18 protein-coding genes and 1 riboswitch are annotated in these 19746 nt (G+C 55.0%); of the genes, 9 read left to right on the plus strand and 9 right to left on the minus strand.

Annotated features, from left to right (window positions below):
* Positions 1 to 535: 535 nt before the first annotated feature.
* The 4 genes from cra to leuO form a co-directional block, all read right to left on the minus strand.
* Entirely contained in the window at positions 536 to 1540 is a 1005-nt protein-coding gene (gene cra / locus IM290_RS00295; RefSeq protein ID WP_003856369.1) for a catabolite repressor/activator, read from the minus strand.
* Positions 1541 to 1719: 179 nt separating this feature from the next.
* Positions 1720 to 2211: an acetolactate synthase small subunit gene (gene ilvN, locus IM290_RS00300; RefSeq protein WP_003856371.1), complete on the minus strand. Its 492-nt coding sequence runs from the start codon at positions 2209 to 2211 to the stop codon at positions 1720 to 1722.
* 1 nt (position 2212) lies between these two features.
* Complete coding sequence (ilvI, locus tag IM290_RS00305) at positions 2213 to 3937, minus strand: acetolactate synthase 3 large subunit (RefSeq protein WP_015572665.1); 1725 nt, start codon at positions 3935 to 3937, stop codon at positions 2213 to 2215.
* Between the two features lie 376 nt (positions 3938 to 4313).
* A complete protein-coding gene (leuO, locus tag IM290_RS00310; protein WP_193042058.1) occupies positions 4314 to 5258 on the minus strand; it encodes a transcriptional regulator LeuO in 945 nt (314 codons plus the stop codon).
* Positions 5259 to 5886: 628 nt separating this feature from the next.
* On the opposite strand from leuO, the gene leuL reads away from it, so the two are divergent.
* From leuL to leuD, 5 genes are all read left to right on the plus strand, one after another.
* The gene (gene leuL, locus IM290_RS21780; protein ID WP_193042074.1) at positions 5887 to 5973 is read left to right on the plus strand and encodes a leu operon leader peptide; all 87 of its coding nucleotides are present in this window, start codon (positions 5887 to 5889) and stop codon (positions 5971 to 5973) included.
* Between the two features lie 91 nt (positions 5974 to 6064).
* The gene (gene leuA / locus IM290_RS00320) at positions 6065 to 7636 is read left to right on the plus strand and encodes a 2-isopropylmalate synthase (RefSeq protein WP_193354472.1); all 1572 of its coding nucleotides are present in this window, start codon (positions 6065 to 6067) and stop codon (positions 7634 to 7636) included.
* Positions 7636 to 8727 carry a 3-isopropylmalate dehydrogenase gene (gene leuB / locus IM290_RS00325; protein ID WP_047728777.1) on the plus strand — a complete coding sequence of 364 codons (1092 nt, stop codon included), beginning with the start codon at positions 7636 to 7638 and terminating at the stop codon, positions 8725 to 8727. The genes leuA and leuB overlap by 1 nt, the downstream gene beginning before the upstream one ends.
* A 2-nt stretch (positions 8728 to 8729) precedes the next feature.
* Positions 8730 to 10130: a 3-isopropylmalate dehydratase large subunit gene (gene leuC, locus IM290_RS00330; RefSeq protein ID WP_193042056.1), complete on the plus strand. Its 1401-nt coding sequence runs from the start codon at positions 8730 to 8732 to the stop codon at positions 10128 to 10130.
* A gap of 10 nt (positions 10131 to 10140) precedes the next feature.
* Positions 10141 to 10746, plus strand: a complete 606-nt coding sequence (leuD, locus tag IM290_RS00335) for a 3-isopropylmalate dehydratase small subunit (RefSeq protein ID WP_045141617.1) — start codon at positions 10141 to 10143, stop codon at positions 10744 to 10746.
* Between the two features lie 91 nt (positions 10747 to 10837).
* Here the strand turns inward: leuD and IM290_RS00340 are convergent, their stop codons facing one another.
* The 3 genes from IM290_RS00340 to sgrT all read right to left on the minus strand — a co-directional run bounded on the left by IM290_RS00340 (position 10838) and on the right by sgrT (position 12660).
* Positions 10838 to 10990 (minus strand): Hok/Gef family protein, encoded by a 153-nt coding sequence (locus IM290_RS00340; protein ID WP_010427008.1) that lies wholly within the window; start codon positions 10988 to 10990, stop codon positions 10838 to 10840.
* A 217-nt stretch (positions 10991 to 11207) separates the two neighbouring features.
* A complete protein-coding gene (locus IM290_RS00345) occupies positions 11208 to 12386 on the minus strand; it encodes a sugar efflux transporter (protein WP_193042055.1) in 1179 nt (392 codons plus the stop codon).
* A gap of 121 nt (positions 12387 to 12507) precedes the next feature.
* Positions 12508 to 12660: a glucose uptake inhibitor SgrT gene (sgrT, locus tag IM290_RS00350; RefSeq protein ID WP_003856388.1), complete on the minus strand. Its 153-nt coding sequence runs from the start codon at positions 12658 to 12660 to the stop codon at positions 12508 to 12510.
* Positions 12661 to 12748: 88 nt separating this feature from the next.
* Here sgrT and sgrR point away from each other — a divergent pair, with 88 nt between their 5' ends.
* The 4 genes from sgrR (at position 12749) to thiQ (ending at position 17827) form a co-directional block, all read left to right on the plus strand.
* Positions 12749 to 14404, plus strand: coding sequence for an HTH-type transcriptional regulator SgrR (gene sgrR / locus IM290_RS00355; protein WP_193042054.1), 1656 nt, complete (start codon positions 12749 to 12751; stop codon positions 14402 to 14404).
* Positions 14405 to 14440: 36 nt separating this feature from the next.
* Positions 14441 to 14541, plus strand: a riboswitch (TPP riboswitch).
* Positions 14542 to 14572: 31 nt separating this feature from the next.
* Complete coding sequence (gene thiB / locus IM290_RS00360) at positions 14573 to 15556, plus strand: thiamine ABC transporter substrate binding subunit (protein WP_032647227.1); 984 nt, start codon at positions 14573 to 14575, stop codon at positions 15554 to 15556.
* Positions 15532 to 17142, plus strand: coding sequence for a thiamine/thiamine pyrophosphate ABC transporter permease ThiP (gene thiP, locus IM290_RS00365; protein ID WP_193042053.1), 1611 nt, complete (start codon positions 15532 to 15534; stop codon positions 17140 to 17142). The genes thiB and thiP overlap by 25 nt, the downstream gene beginning before the upstream one ends.
* Positions 17126 to 17827, plus strand: coding sequence for a thiamine ABC transporter ATP-binding protein ThiQ (thiQ, locus tag IM290_RS00370; protein WP_193042052.1), 702 nt, complete (start codon positions 17126 to 17128; stop codon positions 17825 to 17827). The genes thiP and thiQ overlap by 17 nt, the downstream gene beginning before the upstream one ends.
* Positions 17828 to 17869: 42 nt before the next feature.
* On the opposite strand, the gene IM290_RS00375 is transcribed toward thiQ, so the two are convergent.
* Both IM290_RS00375 and araC read right to left on the minus strand, forming a co-directional pair.
* Positions 17870 to 18637: a DedA family protein gene (locus IM290_RS00375; RefSeq protein WP_193042051.1), complete on the minus strand. Its 768-nt coding sequence runs from the start codon at positions 18635 to 18637 to the stop codon at positions 17870 to 17872.
* Between the two features lie 118 nt (positions 18638 to 18755).
* Entirely contained in the window at positions 18756 to 19601 is an 846-nt protein-coding gene (gene araC, locus IM290_RS00380) for an arabinose operon transcriptional regulator AraC (protein ID WP_003856402.1), read from the minus strand.
* Positions 19602 to 19746 lie beyond the last annotated feature (145 nt).

Raw genomic sequence — 19746 nt, forward strand, 5'->3', positions numbered from 1 at the left:
TACGGAGCGAGGGAAAAGCTTGTCAAGCCAGGACTCTCTCTATAAGGACGCGAAAGCACCGTATTTACAGAGCAAGAGTGACCTGGCTAATAACTACACAACTGGCGAGGCAAAATTAACGTTATGAATATTTGTAAGAAAAAAAACGAATATGCACACGAGCGTTAAGACTCACTCAATATCATCGCAGGGAAATATAAAGTGTCAGTTTGCGACGCGGGCAGCATTTTAAGGCATATCGCCGGGGGATAACAGCACCAGATTAAGCGCAAGGCAATATGGATTCGTTCGTGTGCATTGAGGGCTGAAGGGGAGAGTAAAAAATGGCTGAATATTCATCGGCTGGCGGCTGTTTGTAACAAAACAATACAAAAGAATGCCCGTTAAAAATTATAATTGCGCTTTTTAACGCCAAAACGGATTCAGAAAATAGCCGGCTACGAATCTTAGAGATAAATCCTAATTTTTATCCGGGAATTATTTCCCGCAATAAATGCGCCGCAAAAGGGGCAGTTTTACCGCCCCTGTGGAAATATTAATGGCGGCTCAAAATCCCGCGCCGATAGAGATTACGTTTGATACGCGTAAGCCCGGGTTTCGGTTTGCGAGGTTCATCCAGGCTTGCCAGAACAATCTCAAGCACGCGCTCGGCGACGTCGCGGTGACGCTGAGCCACGGCCAGCACCGGACATTGCAGGAAGTCGAGCAGTTCGTTATCGCCGAAGGTCGCAATCGCCAGATCGGATGGCAGCTTGCCATCGCGACGTAACGTCACGTCCATCACCCCCTGCAACAGGGCAAACGAGGTGGTAAACAACGCCTGCGGCATCGGGTGCGTTTCCAGCCATTTCTCGAACAGCTGAGCAGCCGCTTCGCGCTCATAGCTGTTGGCATACAGATAATGAACGTCACGCGGATCGTCTTTCCACGCCGTACGGAACCCTTGTTCACGCAGGAAGCTCACGGATAGTTCAGGCAAAGCGCCAAGATAGAGCACCGTTTCCGCCGGGAAGGTACGCAGCTCGGCAGCCAGCATTTCTGCATCGTCCTGATCGGCACCTACGACGCTGGTGAAATGTTCGCGATCCAGCGCGCGGTCGAGCGCCACAATCGGGAAGGGATCGTTCGCCCAGCGCTGATAGAAAGGATGCTCGGGTGGTAAAGAGGTCGACACGATGATGGCGTCAACCTGGCGTTGCAGCAGATGCTCAATGCAGCGCATCTCGTTGTCGGGCTGATCCTCGGAGCAGGCAATCAACAGCTGATAGCCCCGCTGACGAGCCTGACGTTCAAGATAGTTGGCGATGCGGGTATAGCTGGTGTTTTCCAGATCCGGGATCACCAGGCCAATCGAGCGGGTGCGTCCGGCACGTAAACCTGCGGCGACAGCATTCGGATGGTAATTATGCTCACGAACGACTGCCATCACTTTCTCAACGGTCTTATCGCTGACACGATACTGCTTTGCTTTACCGTTAATCACATAGCTGGCCGTGGTTCTCGACACGCCGGCGAGCCGGGCGATTTCATCCAGTTTCACAATTGCCCCTCAAAAAAAGAAAAAAGTCCATGGCCCTGTCAAGGTTATGGTTAAATATTTTAACATCTAAACGCAGAATAGCTTTCACGGCAACCGCTTTTGTCCGCGTTGTCGGCGGATTACGCAAAAAAAAGCCCGGCTTTGGCTACCGGGCTGAAAGAGGCGAACCTTTTGCGCAACTAACGCATGATTTTATCGCCGCGCGAGAGGCCAACAACGCCAGAGCGCGCAACTTCAACAATTTTTGCCACATCCCTGACGGAGGCCAGGAACGCATCCAGCTTATCGCTCGTTCCGGCAAGCTGCACAGTATATATAGAAGGCGTGACGTCAATGATCTGCCCACGGAAAATATCCGTGTTACGCTTGACCTCTTCACGGCCATAACCGCTGGCCTGAATTTTCACCAGCATCACTTCACGTTCGACGTAAGCCCCCTGCCCCAGCTCGCTGACGCGCAACACGTCCACCAGCTTGTGCAATTGCTTTTCGATCTGCTCAAGCACTTTCGCATCGCCGACAGTCTGGATCGTCATGCGGGAGAGCGTTGGATCATCGGTCGGCGCAACGGTCAGGCTTTCAATGTTGTATCCGCGCTGCGCAAAAAGCCCAATGACGCGTGACAGTGCGCCCGACTCATTTTCCAGTAATACAGATAATATCCGGCGCATATCAGGTTCTCTCCGTTTTGCTTAACCACATTTCATCCATACCACCGCCACGGATATGCATCGGATAAACGTGCTCTGTGCCGTCGACGATGACGTCCATGAAGACGAGGCGATTGTTTTTAACGTGCTCAAGCGCTTCGCCGAGCTTCGCTTCCAGCTCTGACGGATCGGTTACCCGCATGCCAATATGACCATAGGCTTCAGCCAGACGGACAAAGTCCGGAAGTGACTTCATATAAGACTGAGAGTGACGGCCGGAATAAATCATATCCTGCCACTGCTTCACCATACCGAGGTAACCGTTATTCAGGTTAAGCACCAGCACTGGCAACTCATATTGCAGCGCAGTAGAAAGCTCCTGAATATTCATCTGTATACTGCCATCACCCGTTACGCAGATAACCGTTTCGTTCGGCAACGCCAGCTTCACCCCCAGCGCGGCGGGCAGACCAAAGCCCATCGTGCCAAGCCCGCCTGAGTTGATCCAGCGACGCGGTTTATCAAACGGGTAATACAACGCAGCGAACATCTGATGCTGGCCTACGTCAGAAGTGACATACGCCTCGCCTTTGGTCAGATGCCAGATCGTCTCGATCACCGCCTGCGGCTTGATGTTCTCACTCTGCGTGTCGTATTTAAGGCACTGACGGCCGCGCCATTGTTCGATTTGTTGCCACCAGTCACGGATCTCATCCAGCGGTTGAGAGGCGGTCTCCTGCGCCAGCAGTTCCAACATTTGATCCAGCACCTGTCGTGCGTCCCCCACGATGGGCACATCCGCCGGCACCGTTTTAGAGATAGAAGTAGGATCGATATCAATGTGCAGCACCGTCGCATTCGGACAGTATTTCGCCAGGTTATTGGTGGTGCGATCGTCAAAACGCACGCCGACGGCAAAAATCACATCAGAATGGTGCATCGTCATATTGGCTTCATAGGTGCCATGCATACCCAGCATGCCCAGCGCCTGACGGTGGGTAGCCGGGAATGCCCCCAGCCCCATCAGCGATGACGCGACAGGAAGATTCAGCTTCTCAATCAGTTCGCGTAGTTGCGTTTCACAGGCTGCATTGACGGCGCCGCCCCCCACATAGACTACGGGCTTTTTCGCAGCCAGCAGCGTTTGCAGCGCACGCTTAATCTGGCCTTTGTGCCCTTGCGTCGTCGGATTATACGAACGCATGCTCACCGACTCAGGCCACAGGTAAGGCAGTTTATTCGCGGGATTGAGAATATCTTTTGGCAGATCGACAACCACTGGCCCAGGACGACCGCTGGCGGCCAGCCAGAAGGCTTTTTTCAGCACGCCCGGGATATCTTCCGTTTGCTTAACCAGAAAGCTGTGCTTCACCACGGGGCGTGAGATCCCCACCATGTCGCATTCCTGAAACGCATCATAGCCAATCAGTGACGTCGCCACCTGTCCGGAGAGAATGACCAGTGGAATAGAGTCCATATACGCAGTCGCAATGCCGGTGATGGCATTGGTCGCTCCCGGCCCCGAAGTGACCAGCACTACACCCACTTCGCCCGTGGCGCGGGCCAGGCCGTCAGCCATATGCACAGCAGCCTGTTCATGACGAACCAGAACATGATCAATACCGCCTACCGTGTGCAGCGCGTCATAAATATCGAGAACCGCGCCTCCGGGATAGCCAAACACTTGTTTCACGCCCTGATCGATAAGCGATCGGACGACCATTTCCGCGCCAGACAACATCTCCATGCTTTGCCTCCAGGCTTTTGTTATAGACGGTCAACAGAATTCTTTTCCGCGCCGTCTTCTGACAGGGTAAACCCATCTTATAATGTGCAGAGTGAGGGATACCTTAACCGCTCGTTATGAGGCAGGCAATTAGCAAACGGAATGCGAGAATGGGCAATAAAAGCAGAAAAAACAGCTATGAGACACGAATATGGTGAATTCGTCTGGTATGAGGGGAGACGCTAATAATTCATCTCTTAAATAGAGGATGGATCAGGAAATCATCTATTTTTAAGCCTCCCTGAGTGTCTGAAAAAATGCGCACAGAACAAAATATTGCCTGCATAAAAAATCACAGAATAAACCGCATGGCACCATGCGGTTTATTCACCCTGACTTATCGACGACAAATATTGATCAGCAGCTCTTCCATCCACTGATGCCCTTTATCCCGCCCCGCCGCTTCATGCCAGGAAAGATAACAGGTACGGCTATTCAGCTTGAGCGGCAGAGGTAAAATTTGTAAGCTCAGCGAATCGGAGAACTCTTCAGCAAGCCAGCGCGGTGCAATAGCGACTAGCTGCGTCTGAGAAACGACATTTAAAACGCTGACCATCGCCATCCCCTGATAGGCCACGCTGGCTTGCTTATCGGCAGTGTCATACCACGGCTGACTGAACGAAGCATATCTGTCCAGAGCAACAACGGCATGCTGCTCGCTGTAAACATCGCTTTCACGCAGCGGCGAATTCATGCGTGGATGTTTTTTGCTGGCGACTAACACCATTTCATCTTTGAACAACGGAACACAGGCAAACTCTGGACGGCGAAACTCTTCGTAGCCCAGAACGAACTCCGTTTCCTGATAACGAAGCTGGTGCTCAGTGTTTTGATTTAAAGATGATTTAAAAACGAGATGAATATTAGGAGCAATCTGTTCAACTTTATTATATATAACAGACGTCAAATAATTGTCTAACGGACTGCAAACACAGAGATGGAAAACCCGCTCACTGCTTAAAGGTTCAAACCCTGAGCCGGGAAGCTCATTTTGAACCAGCTGTAGCGCCTGACGAACCGAACCGAATAGCTGGAATGCACGCGCTGTGGGCTGGATACCTCTTCCATACCGGACGAATAACTCGTCGTTAAACATCACCTTAAGTCTGGCTACGGCATTACTCACGGCAGGTTGAGACATTCCCAGAGATTGCGCTGCTCGCGTAATATTCTGCTCCTGCATAACTGCATCAAATACAGTTAACAGGTTGAGATCCACTGTGCGTAACTGAGGCTTAACCCCATCATAAGGCTGTGGTTGGTTAATATTATTTTCTGGCATTTCTGACTCCACTGTCACGCTAAATTCCCTTTGCCAAAGTACAGTAATAACTTCGAAAAATATGATTTACCATGCATATACAACAAGCGAAAGGAAATTATTTAAAATTCAGAATATATAAAGAACCCTCATTCAAGAGATGGCATTACGCATTCCCTAAATGAAGAGCTAAAAATCGTTCAAATGATATCTAAAACTTTAATGCATGCATGAAACCATAAAGCAGGCAAATACACAATCACCGCCTTAGTTAATAGTAACTTAAGTAATATTAAACTATGCAGGGCAGACACAGCGATTTCATTAACAAAATGATATCACTATTGATAACTTTCCCACCCGTGATTCATTCATGGAACTTATAACTCAATGAAATTAAACATATTCCATTTCACACCACATCGGTAAAATTACTGTGTTCAATTGCTACCAAGTATATTCAAATTATTCCAGAGATGAATCGCCAGTCCAATAATAGACAATTAAGTCGGTTAGCCACGTAAAAACCAGCACAATTAGCTAATGTGTTTATCCTGCGTTGAGTGGCCGTTTTACCTGAGAGGGGTTGACATGAGTCGGCGTATCCAGTACCACTAAAAGCATATCGCATTCATCTGGAGCACGATTCATGATTCGCACCCTTCGTTTCACCGGTCTACTACTACTAAACGCATCCACTCTGCGCGGTAGGCTGGCGGGCGAAATTCAGCGTTGAATCGTCTTCAGTAAAACTAAAAACCCGCGCCACTGCGCGGGTTTTTTTATGCTCGTAGCAAGGCGCCCTAAGACTGACAAGGACCTAACCCATGAGCCAGCAAGTCGTTATTTTCGATACTACTTTACGTGACGGTGAACAGGCATTACAGGCGAGCCTGAGTGTTAAAGAAAAACTGCAAATTGCGCTGGCCCTCGAACGCATGGGTGTAGACGTAATGGAAGTCGGCTTTCCCGTCTCCTCGCCGGGTGATTTCGAATCAGTACAGACCATTGCCCGCACCATCAAAAACAGCCGCGTGTGCGGTCTGGCTCGCTGCGTTGAGAAAGATATTGATGTGGCCGCGGAATCCCTGAAAGTTGCAGAAGCCTTCCGTATCCATACATTCATTGCCACCTCCCCCATGCACATTGCGACAAAGTTGCGCAGCACGCTGGATGAAGTGATCGAACGAGCGGTGTATATGGTTAAACGCGCGCGTAACTACACTGATGACGTCGAATTCTCCTGTGAAGATGCAGGCCGCACGCCGATTGACGATTTGGCTCGTGTAGTAGAAGCCGCGATTAATGCCGGAGCCAGAACCATCAACATCCCGGATACCGTCGGCTACACCATGCCGTTTGAGTTCTCTAACATCATCACCGGCCTGTACGACCGCGTACCTAATATTGATAAAGCCATCATCTCTGTTCACACCCACGATGATTTGGGTCTGGCTGTGGGCAATGCCATCGCTGCCGTCCACGCCGGCGCGCGTCAGGTAGAAGGGGCAATGAACGGCATTGGTGAACGCGCCGGCAACTGCTCGCTGGAAGAAGTGATCATGGCGATCAAGGTGCGCAAAGACATTATGAACGTACACACTCGCATCAATCACAACGAAATCTGGCGCACCAGCCAGACCGTGAGCCAGATTTGCAATATGCCGATCCCGGCGAACAAGGCGATTGTTGGTACTGGCGCGTTCGCTCACTCCTCCGGTATTCACCAGGATGGCGTGCTGAAGAACCGTGAAAACTACGAAATCATGACTCCGGAATCCATCGGTCTGAACCAGGTTCAGCTGAACCTGACCTCACGCTCTGGCCGCGCGGCGGTGAAACACCGTATGGAAGAGATGGGGTATCAGGACAGCGATTACAACATGGATCAGCTGTACGACGCATTCCTGAAGCTGGCTGACAAGAAAGGCCAGGTCTTCGATTACGACCTGGAAGCGCTGGCATTTATCAACAAACAGCAGGAAGAGCCAGAACACTTCCGTCTGGACTACTTCACCGTTCAGTCAGGCTCAAGTGATATCGCTACCGCCTCCATCAAGCTGGCCTGCGGCGATGAAATTAAAGCGGAAGCCGCCAACGGTAACGGCCCTGTTGATGCCATTTACCAGGCGATTAACCGCGTCACTGAGTACGACGTAGAGCTGGTGAAATACGATCTGACGGCAAAAGGGCACGGTAAAGACGCCCTGGGCCAGGTTGATATCGTCGTCAACTATAACGGCCGCCGCTTCCACGGTGTGGGTCTGGCGACAGATATCGTCGAATCCTCCGCGAAAGCGATGGTGCATGTCCTGAACAACATCTGGCGCGCCGCCGAAGTCGAAAAAGAGCTGCAACGCAAAGCTCAGAATAAAGAGAACAACAAGGAAACCGTGTGATGTCGAAGAATTACCATATTGCTGTGTTGCCGGGTGACGGTATTGGCCCGGAAGTGATGGCACAGGCGCTGAAAGTACTGGAAGCCGTTCGTTCGCGTTTTGCGATGAAAATTACCACCAGCCACTACGACGTGGGCGGTATTGCCATTGATAACCACGGTACTCCCCTGCCGAAAGGGACTGTAGAAGGCTGCGAGAATGCCGATGCCGTTCTGTTTGGATCCGTGGGTGGCCCTAAGTGGGAACATTTGCCTCCAGCAGAGCAGCCAGAGCGCGGCGCGCTGCTGCCGCTGCGTAAACACTTCAAACTGTTCAGCAACCTGCGTCCGGCGAAGCTGTACCCGGGGCTGGAAGAGTTCTGCCCGCTGCGCGCGGATATTGCGGCCAACGGTTTCGACATCCTGTGCGTGCGTGAGCTGACCGGCGGCATCTACTTCGGTCAGCCAAAAGGCCGCGAAGGCAGCGGTCAGCATGAGAAAGCGTTCGATACCGAGGTCTATCACCGTTTTGAAATTGAACGTATCGCCCATATCGCGTTTGAGTCAGCGCGCAAACGCCGCCGTAAAGTGACCTCGATTGATAAAGCAAACGTGCTCCAGTCGTCCATTTTGTGGCGCGAAATCGTCAGTGAAGTCGCTAAGCAGTACCCGGACGTTGCGCTGTCGCATATGTATATCGACAACGCAACGATGCAGTTGATTAAAGATCCGTCCCAGTTTGACGTGCTGCTGTGCTCCAACCTGTTCGGCGATATTCTCTCGGATGAATGCGCGATGATCACCGGCTCCATGGGGATGCTGCCATCCGCAAGCCTGAACGAAGAAGGGTTTGGTCTGTATGAACCAGCAGGTGGTTCTGCCCCGGATATCGCGGGTAAAAACATCGCCAACCCGATTGCGCAGATCCTCTCCCTGGCTCTGCTGCTGCGCTACAGCCTGGATGCAGGCGAAGCAGCAACCGCAATTGAAAACGCCATTAACCGGGCGTTAGAAGAAGGCGTCCGTACCGGTGATTTAGCACGCGGCACGGCGGCAGTCAGTACCGATGAAATGGGCGACATCATTGCCCGCTATGTCGCTGAAGGGGTGTAATCATGGCTAAGACGTTATATGAGAAGTTGTTTGATGCGCACGTTGTTTACGAAGCACCAAACGAAACCCCACTGTTGTACATCGACCGTCATCTGGTACACGAAGTGACCTCTCCTCAGGCATTTGACGGCCTGCGCGCGCACAAGCGCCCGGTGCGTCAGCCGGGTAAAACCTTTGCCACGATGGATCACAACGTTTCCACCCAGACCAAAGACATCAATGCATCTGGCGAGATGGCGCGTATCCAGATGCAGGAGCTGATTAAGAACTGTAACGAGTTTGGCGTGGAGCTGTACGATCTGAACCACCCCTATCAGGGCATCGTCCACGTAATGGGGCCTGAGCAGGGGATTACGCTGCCGGGCATGACCATCGTCTGCGGCGACTCCCACACCGCGACGCACGGCGCATTTGGCGCCCTGGCGTTCGGGATTGGCACCTCTGAAGTTGAACACGTTCTGGCGACGCAGACCCTGAAGCAGGGCCGCGCCAGAACCATGAAGATTGAGGTGAAGGGCAAAGCCGCACCGGGTATCACCGCGAAAGATATCGTGCTGGCGATTATCGGCAAAACCGGCAGCGCAGGCGGCACCGGTCACGTCGTTGAGTTCTGCGGCGACGCTATCCAGGCACTGAGCATGGAAGGTCGTATGACCCTGTGCAACATGGCCATTGAGATGGGCGCCAAAGCAGGCCTGGTGGCCCCAGACGAAACCACCTTCAATTATGTGAAGGGGCGTCTGCATGCCCCGAAAGGACAGGATTTTGACGACGCGGTAGCGTACTGGAAAACCCTGAAAACGGACGAGGGGGCAATTTTTGATGCCGTTGTGACGTTACAGGCGGAAGAGATCGCCCCGCAGGTCACCTGGGGCACCAACCCGGGCCAGGTGATTTCCGTCAACGACAGCATTCCTGACCCGGCCTCCTTTGCCGATCCGGTCGAACGTGCCAGTGCGGAAAAAGCGCTGGCTTACATGGGGCTGAAACCCGGCGTACCGCTGACCGACGTGAGCATTGATAAAGTATTCATCGGCTCCTGTACCAACTCCCGTATTGAAGATTTACGCGCAGCGGCAGAAATTGCTAAAGGCCGCAAAGTGGCGCCGGGCGTGCAGGCGCTGGTTGTGCCGGGCTCCGGGCCGGTGAAAGCCCAGGCGGAAGCGGAGGGTCTGGATAAGATCTTTATTGAAGCAGGCTTCGAGTGGCGCCTGCCGGGTTGCTCCATGTGTCTGGCCATGAACAACGACCGCCTGAATCCGGGCGAGCGCTGTGCCTCCACCAGCAACCGTAACTTTGAAGGCCGTCAGGGCCGCGGTGGGCGCACCCACCTGGTCAGCCCGGCAATGGCCGCCGCTGCGGCAGTCACCGGTCATTTCGCCGATATTCGCAGCCTGAAATAAGGAGACAATCATGGCAGAGAAATTTACCCAACATACGGGCCGGGTTGTCCCTCTGGACGCCGCTAACGTCGATACCGACGCGATCATTCCTAAGCAGTTTTTACAGAAAGTGACGCGCACGGGTTTTGGTGCGCATCTGTTCAACGACTGGCGTTTCCTCGACGATAAAGGCGAAGTGCCGAACCCGGAATTCGTCCTGAACTTTCCGGAATACAAAGGCGCCTCCATTTTGCTGGCGCGGGAAAACTTTGGCTGCGGATCGTCGCGTGAACATGCGCCCTGGGCATTAACCGACTACGGCTTTAAGGTGGTTATCGCCCCGAGCTTCGCGGATATCTTCTACGGCAACAGCTTCAACAACCAGCTACTGCCGGTGACGCTGAGTGACGAACAGGTCGATGAACTGTTTGCGCTGGTGCAGGCGAATCCCGGGATTTCGTTTGAGGTGGATCTGGAAGCGGAAGTGGTCAAAGCCGGGGATAAGACCTACAGCTTCAGCATTGATGCGTTCCGCCGCCATTGCATGCTGAACGGTCTGGACAGCATTGGCCTGACGCTCCAGCACGAAGAGGCCATCTCCGCCTACGAGAAAAAACAGCCTGCGTTTATGGGCTAAAGGCAATGGCCCGCAGGGCGCGGGCCATTGATAAGGGTGCGTTGAGGCTCAACCACTCTGGAGAGGCGGGGAAAACTCCCCGCCAATACTGCTAACGTTTTGCTTCGTAAGCCAACACTGCCGCCAGCTCTGTTTTCTCCTGTCTGAAGTGCAGCTCACACAGCGAGTCGCGCACCATCCAGGTGAAGATCAACAGCGTCGTACAGATCAGAAACAAACCTAACAGCAGAGTACGTTTTGGCATTCCAGCCTCCTTATTGCTTTTCGGCAATGAAGAGACTAACCTCGCAATGTTGGTTGTGAAGTTGGTCTCCCCATCAGTTTTTTTGATGTGGGACTCTCCACTGTTTGCCTCTTGCGAAAGCCTGAGGCAAACAGCCTCAAGCACCCGTCACGCACTCTATGCGCCTTCTCTGCGCCTGTCAGAAAATCGTTTCATTTCGTGAAGCCGCCTTCCAGAATCAAACGTCTTTTACCCGACACGTCAACACCAGCGTGACAATCGAAATCGCCGCTATCACCCAGTACACGGATGGATGCCCATAGCTTTGCGCCAGCGCACCCTGAATCACCCCTGCCAGAATCACACCGGTAGAGATACTGTTGGTAAACAGCGTGGTCGCGGAGCCTGCGCGCCCCGGCATTAAATCCTGGAACCAGAGCATGCCTATCCCGGCAACGATTCCGATAAACACCGCGTTAAAGAGCTGTAACGCCAGCAAAGCTTCACGCGAATGGAACAGGATCAGCCCCGCGTAGAACAGTACCCCGGCCGCCACGGCGACGACCATCATCCGACGCTTTCCGAAACGTTTGACGTAGTAACCCGCCAGAATCATCGCCGGGATCTCCAGCCCGGCAGCGGTGCCCATCAGAATACCCGCCAGCTTGTCGGGCAGTCCCAGATCGCTGCTGATCCACAGCGGCATATCAATAATGTACATGGTGTTGCAGGTCCACATCAGCGTGGAGGCGATAAACAACATGCGGACGTTTTTATCCTGCCAGCCGCTCACCTGCGTGATGGGCTTGTCCGTCACCTGCTCTACGCGCGCCACCGATGGCAGCGCAAAGGCTATCAGCGCCAGGCTGATGACAAAAATCCCCGCCGCGATGGAAAACATGGTGGTGAAGCCGTAGTTCAGCGCCAGCATAAACGCCAGCGGCGGACCGATGACCCACGCGAGAGAGAGCTGCGCACGCATCACCGAGCTGAACATCACCACTTCTCTCGCCGAGCTGTCGGCGTACTCCCGGGCCAGGGCGAACAGTTGCGGCATGGCGGTGTTCGCCAGAGAGGCCAGCAGCACGCCGCAGGTAATGAGCGTCAGGTAATGGCGGTTGAAGGCAAACAGCAGCGCGTTGCCCACGGCCATGGCGCAACAAAAGAGGATCAGCTTGCGGCGATCGCCCTGGCTGTCGGATCGTTTCGCCAGCCACAGGCTGACGAGGATCCCGGCAATGGCGTTGACGGTGTAGAACAGACCCACCCAAAACGGCTGCGCCCCCACCTCGCGGCTGAGAAACAGGCTCAACGTCGGCGCCTGTAGCGCGCCGGCCACGCCCATCATGAAGGCCACCAGCATAAAAGCGGCGTACACGCCATTCAGGCGTCGCCCCATCGTCATCAACCAGAGCATTTGCAAGTCCTTATGAAAGCGAATCGAAATTGGGTGAAATAGTAAACGAAAAAAGCCAGCAAAAAACATTTTGCTGGCGGGTGATTAGCACCAATACTCAGTCACACATGATCGAGGCGAGTTAGCGAGAAGAGGTCGGTTTCGTAACGTCCCACTGCATCAGATCTTCCAGTATTCTCAGCCGCTGCTCTGCGCACTGGCGGGCCAGCCAGGACACTCCCTTTGTCGCTGAAAAATAGTGCTGATAAAACTGACGTGCGGTAGACCTCTTCATAATTTACCTCCTCGCTTCATCGAAAAGGATTATTGGCTTAATATAGGGATTAATAAATTGCTGATTTTTTGTCAGGAGTTCCCCTTTTATGCCTTCCGGTCGTCTGCAACAACAATTTATCCGCCTCTGGCAGTGCTGCGAGGGGCAATCGCAGGAGACCACGCTGAACGAGCTGGCCGAGCTCCTCAACTGCTCCCGGCGTCATATGCGCACGCTCCTTAATACCATGCAGCAGCAGGGCTGGCTAAACTGGGAGGCCGAAGCCGGACGCGGCAAGCGCTCGCGCCTGACTTTCCTTTATACCGGCCTGGCGCTACAGCAACAGCGGGCGGAGGATCTGCTGGAGCAGGACCGCATCGATCAGCTGGTCCAGCTGGTGGGCGACAAAGCCGCCGTGCGCCAGATGCTGGTCTCGCATCTGGGACGCAGCTTTCGTCAGGGACGCCACATTCTGCGGGTACTTTACTACCGCCCAATGAAAAATCTGTTGCCCGGTACGGCGTTACGTCGCTCTGAAACCCACATGGCCCGGCAGATATTCAGCGGTCTGACGCGGATAAATGAGGAAAACGGGGAACTGGAAGCGGATATTGCCCATCACTGGCAACAGGTGTCTCCGCTGCACTGGCGCTTCTTTCTACGCCCCGGCATTCATTTCCACCATGGACGCGAGCTGGAGATGCGCGACGTAATCGTCTCTTTAGAGCGCGCCCGCACGCTGCCGCTCTATTCGCATATCGCACGGATCCACTCTCCAACGGCTTGGACGCTGGATATTGAGCTTTCGCAGCCGGACAAATGGCTTCCGTGGCTTCTGGGCTACGTGCCATCAATGATCCTGCCTGCCGAGTGGCGCTCCCTGAACAATTTTTCCAGCCAGCCGATTGGTACGGGCCCCTACTCCGTTACACGAAATAACAGTAATCAGCTGAAGATCCGCGCCTTTGATGATTACTTTGGCTATAGGGCGTTGATCGACGAAGTGAACGTCTGGGTGTTACCGGATCTCAACGAAGAGCTGAGCGCAGGCCTGACCCTGGAAGGGCCAACAGCCGGTGAAAAGGCGTTCGAAAGCCGCCTGGAGGAGGGCTGCTACTACCTGCTCTTTGATGGCCGCAGCCATCGCGGGGCAAACCACGACGTCCGCAGGTGGATAAGCCATATTCTGGCGCCCGCTAACCTGATTTATCACGCAGAGGAGCAATACCAGACCTGGTGGTTCCCGGCCTATGGCCTGCTCCCACGCTGGCACCATGCGCAGCCCGTCCGCAGTGAAAAGCCTGCCGGACTGGAGACCATCACCCTCAGCTACTATCGCGATCACATTGAGCATCGTTTTCTGGCGAGGATCATGAGCACGCTGCTGGCAGCCGAAGGCGTGACGCTGGCGATACAGGAAGTCGATTATGATGAATGGCATCGCGGAGACGTCATCAGCGATATCTGGCTCAACAGCGCAAACTTTACGCTGCCGCTTGATTTCTCGCTCTTTTCTCACCTGTACGAGGTGCCCCTGATTCAGCACTGTATCAACCGGGACTGGCAGCAGGACGCCGCGCGGTGGCGGGCGGGAGAAATGGATCTGGCCGCCTGGTGTCAGGAATTACTGACCGGGCAGACGATCGTACCGCTGATTCACCACTGGCTGCTGATCCAGGGGCAGCGCAGCATGCGCGGCCTGCGGATGAATACCCTCGGCTGGTTTGATTTTAAATCCGCCTGGTTTGCGCCGCCGGAGCCATAACGCTTTCGTAATATTCACCAAATCATTACAATAGCGCCGTTCTCAACGGGGTGCTGCATCACTGATGTGCGCTGAGATAATACCCGTCGAACCTGATCCGGATAACGCCGGCGAAGGGATTTGAGGCTGTCTCTCAAAATCCTTTGCCACTCAACCCTGAGGTGCAAAGTGTTAAAAAACGTTCTTCCTCTGCTGGCGCTGTTTGCGCTGCCTGTTTTTGCTAAGCCCGTTCTGACGGTCTATACCTACGACTCCTTCTCCGCCGACTGGGGCCCCGGCCCGGTGGTAAAAAAAGCCTTTGAAGCCGACTGCAACTGCGAGCTGAAATTCGTGGCGCTGGAAGATGGCGTCTCGCTGCTCAACCGTCTGCGCATGGAAGGCAAAAACAGCAAAGCCGACGTGGTGCTCGGGCTGGATAACAACCTGCTGGAAGCCGCCACCCAAACCAGACTGTTCGCCAAAAGCGGTGTGGCGTCAGATGCCGTCAACGTACCGGGCGGCTGGAAAAACGACACCTTCGTTCCCTTTGATTACGGTTACTTTGCGTTTGTCTACGATAAAAACAAGCTGAAGAATCCGCCCAAAAGCCTGAAAGAGCTGGTCGAAAGTGACCAGAAATGGCGCGTAATTTATGAAGATCCGCGTACCAGCACGCCGGGTCTGGGGCTGCTATTGTGGATGCAGAAAGTCTACGGGGATAAAACGCCGGAAGCGTGGCAGAAGCTGGCCGCGAAAACCGTTACCGTCACCAAAGGCTGGAGCGAAGCCTACGGCCTGTTCCTGAAAGGCGAAAGCGATCTGGTGCTGAGCTACACTACCTCTCCGGCCTACCACATTATCGCCGAGAAGAAGGATAACTACGCCGCCGCGAACTTTGCTGAAGGGCATTATTTGCAGGTGGAAGTGGCCGCCCGCACCGCCGCGAGCAAACAGCCGGAGCTTGCCGAAAAATTCCTGAAATTTATGGTCTCCCCGGCATTCCAGAATGCTATTCCGACAGGAAACTGGATGTACCCGGTCACTGACGTTGCGCTGCCGGCAGGCTTTGAGCAGCTAAACAAGCCGCAAACCTCACTGGAATTTACGCCGCAGCAGGTTGCCGCCCAGCGCGCCGCATGGATTAGTGAATGGCAACGCGCCGTCAGCCGCTGATCCCCGGCTGGTTAGTTCCCGGGCTGCTCGCCGCCATACTGATGGTGGTCGTCAGCCTGGGTGCATTCCTTGCGCTGTGGTTTAACGCGCCAGAGAGCGATCTGCTCGCCCTCTGGCACGACAGCTATCTCTGGCACGTCATCCGCTTCTCCTTCTGGCAGGCGTTTCTCTCCGCGCTGCTGTCGGCGATCCCGGCCATTTTCCTCGCACGCGCCCTCTATCGCAGACGTTTTCCCGGCAGGCTTGCCCTGCTGCGGCTGTGCGCGATGACGCTGATCCTGCCCGTGCTGGTGGCGGTGTTCGGTATTCTGAGCGTCTACGGTCGGCAGGGCTGGCTGGCATCCCTCTTCAACCTGCTTGGTCTGGAATGGACCTTCTCCCCTTACGGCCTGAAAGGCATTCTGCTTGCGCATATTTTTTTCAATATGCCGATGGCGACGCGCCTCTTTTTACAGGCGCTGGAAAACATTCCCGGTGAGCAGCGTCAGATTGCCGCTCAGCTTGGCATGCGCGGCTGGTCGTTCTTCCGCTTTGTCGAATGGCCGTGGCTGCGACGCCAGATTGCCCCGGTGGCCGCGCTAATCTTTATGCTCTGCTTCGCCAGCTTCGCGACCGTGCTTTCTCTCGGCGGCGGGCCGCAGGCCACCACCATTGAGCTGGCGATCTATCAGGCCTTAAGTTACGACTACGATCCGGGCCGCGCCGCGCTGCTGGCGATGGTGCAGATGGTCTGCTGCCTGGCGCTGGTGTTACTCAGCCAGCGGCTGAGTAAAGCGATCCCCACAGGCAGCAATCACTTGACAGGCTGGCGCGATCCGCAGGACAGCCTGCACAGCCGCGTCGCGGATTTTATGCTGATCGCGCTGGCACTCCTGCTTCTGCTGCCCCCGCTGCTGGCCGTTATCGTTGATGGTCTGAATCGCAATGTGTTGTCGGTACTGCAACAGCCTGTCCTGTGGCAGGCGACGTGGACCTCATTGCGCATTGCGCTGGCAGCCGGGCTGCTGTGCGTGATCCTGACCATGATGCTGCTCTGGAGCAGCCGCGAGCTGTACGCGCGTCATGCCCGTAAAGCCGGACACGCGCTGGAACTGACGGGTATGCTGATCCTGGCGATGCCGGGCATTGTGCTGGCGACCGGATTCTTTTTACTGTTCAACAGCACTATCGGCCTGCCGGAAAGCGCCGACGGCATCGTCATTTTTACCAACGCGCTGATGGCTATCCCTTACGCGCTCAAGGTGCTGGAAAACCCAATGCGCGACGTCAACAGCCGCTACAGTTTGCTGTGTCAGTCGCTGGGCATGCAGGGCTGGCAGCGTCTGAAGGTGGTCGAACTCCGCGCGCTAAAGCGTCCGCTGGCTCAGGCGCTGGCGTTTGCCTGCGTGCTGTCGATTGGCGATTTTGGCGTTGTGGCCCTCTTTGGCAACGAGGATTTTCGCACGCTGCCGTTCTGGCTTTATCAGCAAATTGGCTCCTATCGTAGCCAGGACGGCGCCGTCACGGCACTTTTACTGCTGGTGCTGTGCTTTGCGTTATTTAGTGTTATCGAAAAACTTCCGGGGCGTGATGTTAAAACTGACTGATGTAACCTGGCTTTATGAGCACCTGCCAATGCGTTTTACCCTCTACGTTCGTCAGGGAGAGCGAATCGCAGTGCTTGGCCCCAGCGGGGCCGGAAAAAGTACTCTGCTCAATCTGATTGCCGGTTTTTTGCAGCCTGCCAGCGGGTCGATCGTCATTGATAATGGCGAATATACCTACGCTCCGCCGGCTAAGCGCCCGGTGTCGATGCTGTTCCAGGAAAACAATCTGTTCAATCATCTTACGGTGTGGCAGAACATCGCGCTGGGTATGGAGCCGGGGTTAAAGCTCAGTGTTGCGCAGCGTCAGACGCTGGAGGCGATCGCCGAACAAATGGGCCTGGCTGCGTTTATCAACAGACTACCGGGTGAGCTTTCCGGCGGCCAGCGCCAGCGCGTGGCGCTGGCACGCTGTCTGGTGCGCAAGCAGCCGCTGCTGCTGCTCGACGAACCCTTTTCGGCGCTCGACCCCGCCCTGCGTCAGGAGATGCTCTCGCTGGTTGAGGAGGTTTGCGAGCGCGAGCAACTGACGATGCTGATGGTTTCGCATAGCATCGAAGATGCCGCACGCATCGCGCCGCGATCGGTGGTGATCGCGGAGGGACGTATTCTGTGGGATGGGGAAACAGAAGAACTTCTGAGTGGTAAGGCGGGGGCGTCTTCATTGTTGGGTATTCGTGCGGTCTGATGCCCTCACCCTGGCCCTCTCCCACAGGGAGAGGGAAACACCTTAACGGCTCACCACCTTCAACAGGATCTCGCCGTACACCGGCATCAGCGGGTGGCGGATCAGCGCGATCAGCGCCACCACGGCCACTCCCAGCGTCAGCGGGGCCAGCCACAAAAGACGAGAGCGCGGAAGATAGCGCGTCAGGCGATTAACACTGGCTTTCGCGCTGCGCCACAGGCGCCAGCAGAGCCAGACCGCCAGCCACAGCAGGACCGCCGTTCCCAGCAGCAGCCACTTGAACTCACCGCTTTGCATACCGTCAGGAATATCGATGGCCGCACCCGCCAGGATCCCCGGCAGGAAGTAGAACGGCGGCCAGAAGACGCAGCCGATGATGTTCGGCACCACAAACTTCGCGACGGGCAGATCCAGCATCCCGGCCACCATCGGCACCAGCGGGCGCGTTGGGCCAACGAAGCGCCCCACGAGGATGGTGAACATGCTGTGCTGGTGCAGCGCGTGCTCGGTTTTATCCAGCAGCGCTTTGTTTTTTTTCATGAACGACCAGCGGTGCAGCGGCTTCTTAAAGCGCCAGCCCAGCCAGAAGGAGATCCAGTCCCCCAGCAAACAACCGATGATACCGGCCATCCACGCCTGCCAGAAATTGACCTCGCCGCTGCCGATAAGCGCCCCAAGCCCTGCCATCATCACGGTGCCGGGCAGGATCAGCCCGACCAGCGCCAGCGACTCCAGAAACGCCACCAGCGCCACGGCGATGAGCGAATACATAACGGACTGGGTAATAAAATGTTCCAGCAATGCCTGCATAACTATTCCGGTCAGAAAACGAATCAGCGATTCTGCTTAGCGCCCTGCACCGCGTCAAGGCATCAATTGTCTGAATAGTTTACAAGATGCGCCTGAAGTTCACCTGAATGTTTACCGATTATTCACATCCCGCACGGAATTCGCTCGGGCTGGCACCGGTGCACTTCTTAAACACGCGAGAGAAATAGAGCTGATCTTCAAAGCCGACGTTACGCCCGACGGTGGCGATAGGCATTCGGGTGGTGCTGAGCAGCAGTTTCGCCTGGCTGATGCGCTGATCCTCACGCCAGCTGAGTACACTCACGCCAAGCTGCTGGCGGAACAGATGAGAGAGCCGTGACGGCGACAGACACACATGCTGGGCGACGCTGGCAATATCAAACTGGCTGTCGGCAAGGTGGTCGCTGATGTACTGGCAGGCGTCGCGGACGCGGTTGTCCAGCGGCGGATTAAGCGACTCGTTGATGGCCTCCATGCGGCGCAGCAGCACCTGTTCAAGCAGGTTGATGGCCAGCAGTTCGGCGTAGCGCCCGCCCGCCTGCCCTGCCTCAATAATCTGTGCGAACAGCTCACGGAACTGCGCCAGATGCGCCTCATCCGGGCGATATAAACCGGTATGGGCGAAAATGGCCGGCCACGAGAGCCACTCCTGCCAGTAGGCGCGCGGACGGAAATAGACCCACTGGTGATACCACTCTTTGGCATCCGGATGGCGCCCGTAGTGGTGGATCTCCCCCGGCGGGAACAGCAGCATATCACCGGGGCGGCAGATAAACTGCTGATCCCCGTTTTTGACGACCCCTTCTCCGCGTACGGTCAGGTTGAGGATATATCCCTTCATGCCAAGAGGGCGATCGACGTAAAAATCGAGATATCCCTCGGCCTCAATTGGCGTCAGCCCCGCCACCAGATGGGCGTTAAATGAGTAGCCCGGCAGTAAGGGATCGTTTTGCGGTTCGGCCATAGATTCAGTTCTCCCAAGGGTCCTGAAGGAAACCAATTGTCCATATCGATAAAAGCAGTATAAAAATGGCCCGCGAAAAGATCCAAAAAGCATCACGCCTCTTTTACGTCCGCCATGTTTCAGCCTTTCCCCCTGATTTGTCCGC

This window comes from Enterobacter cloacae complex sp. S1 (assembly GCF_014930525.1).
Classification (GTDB): Bacteria; Pseudomonadota; Gammaproteobacteria; order Enterobacterales; family Enterobacteriaceae; genus Enterobacter; species Enterobacter hormaechei_C.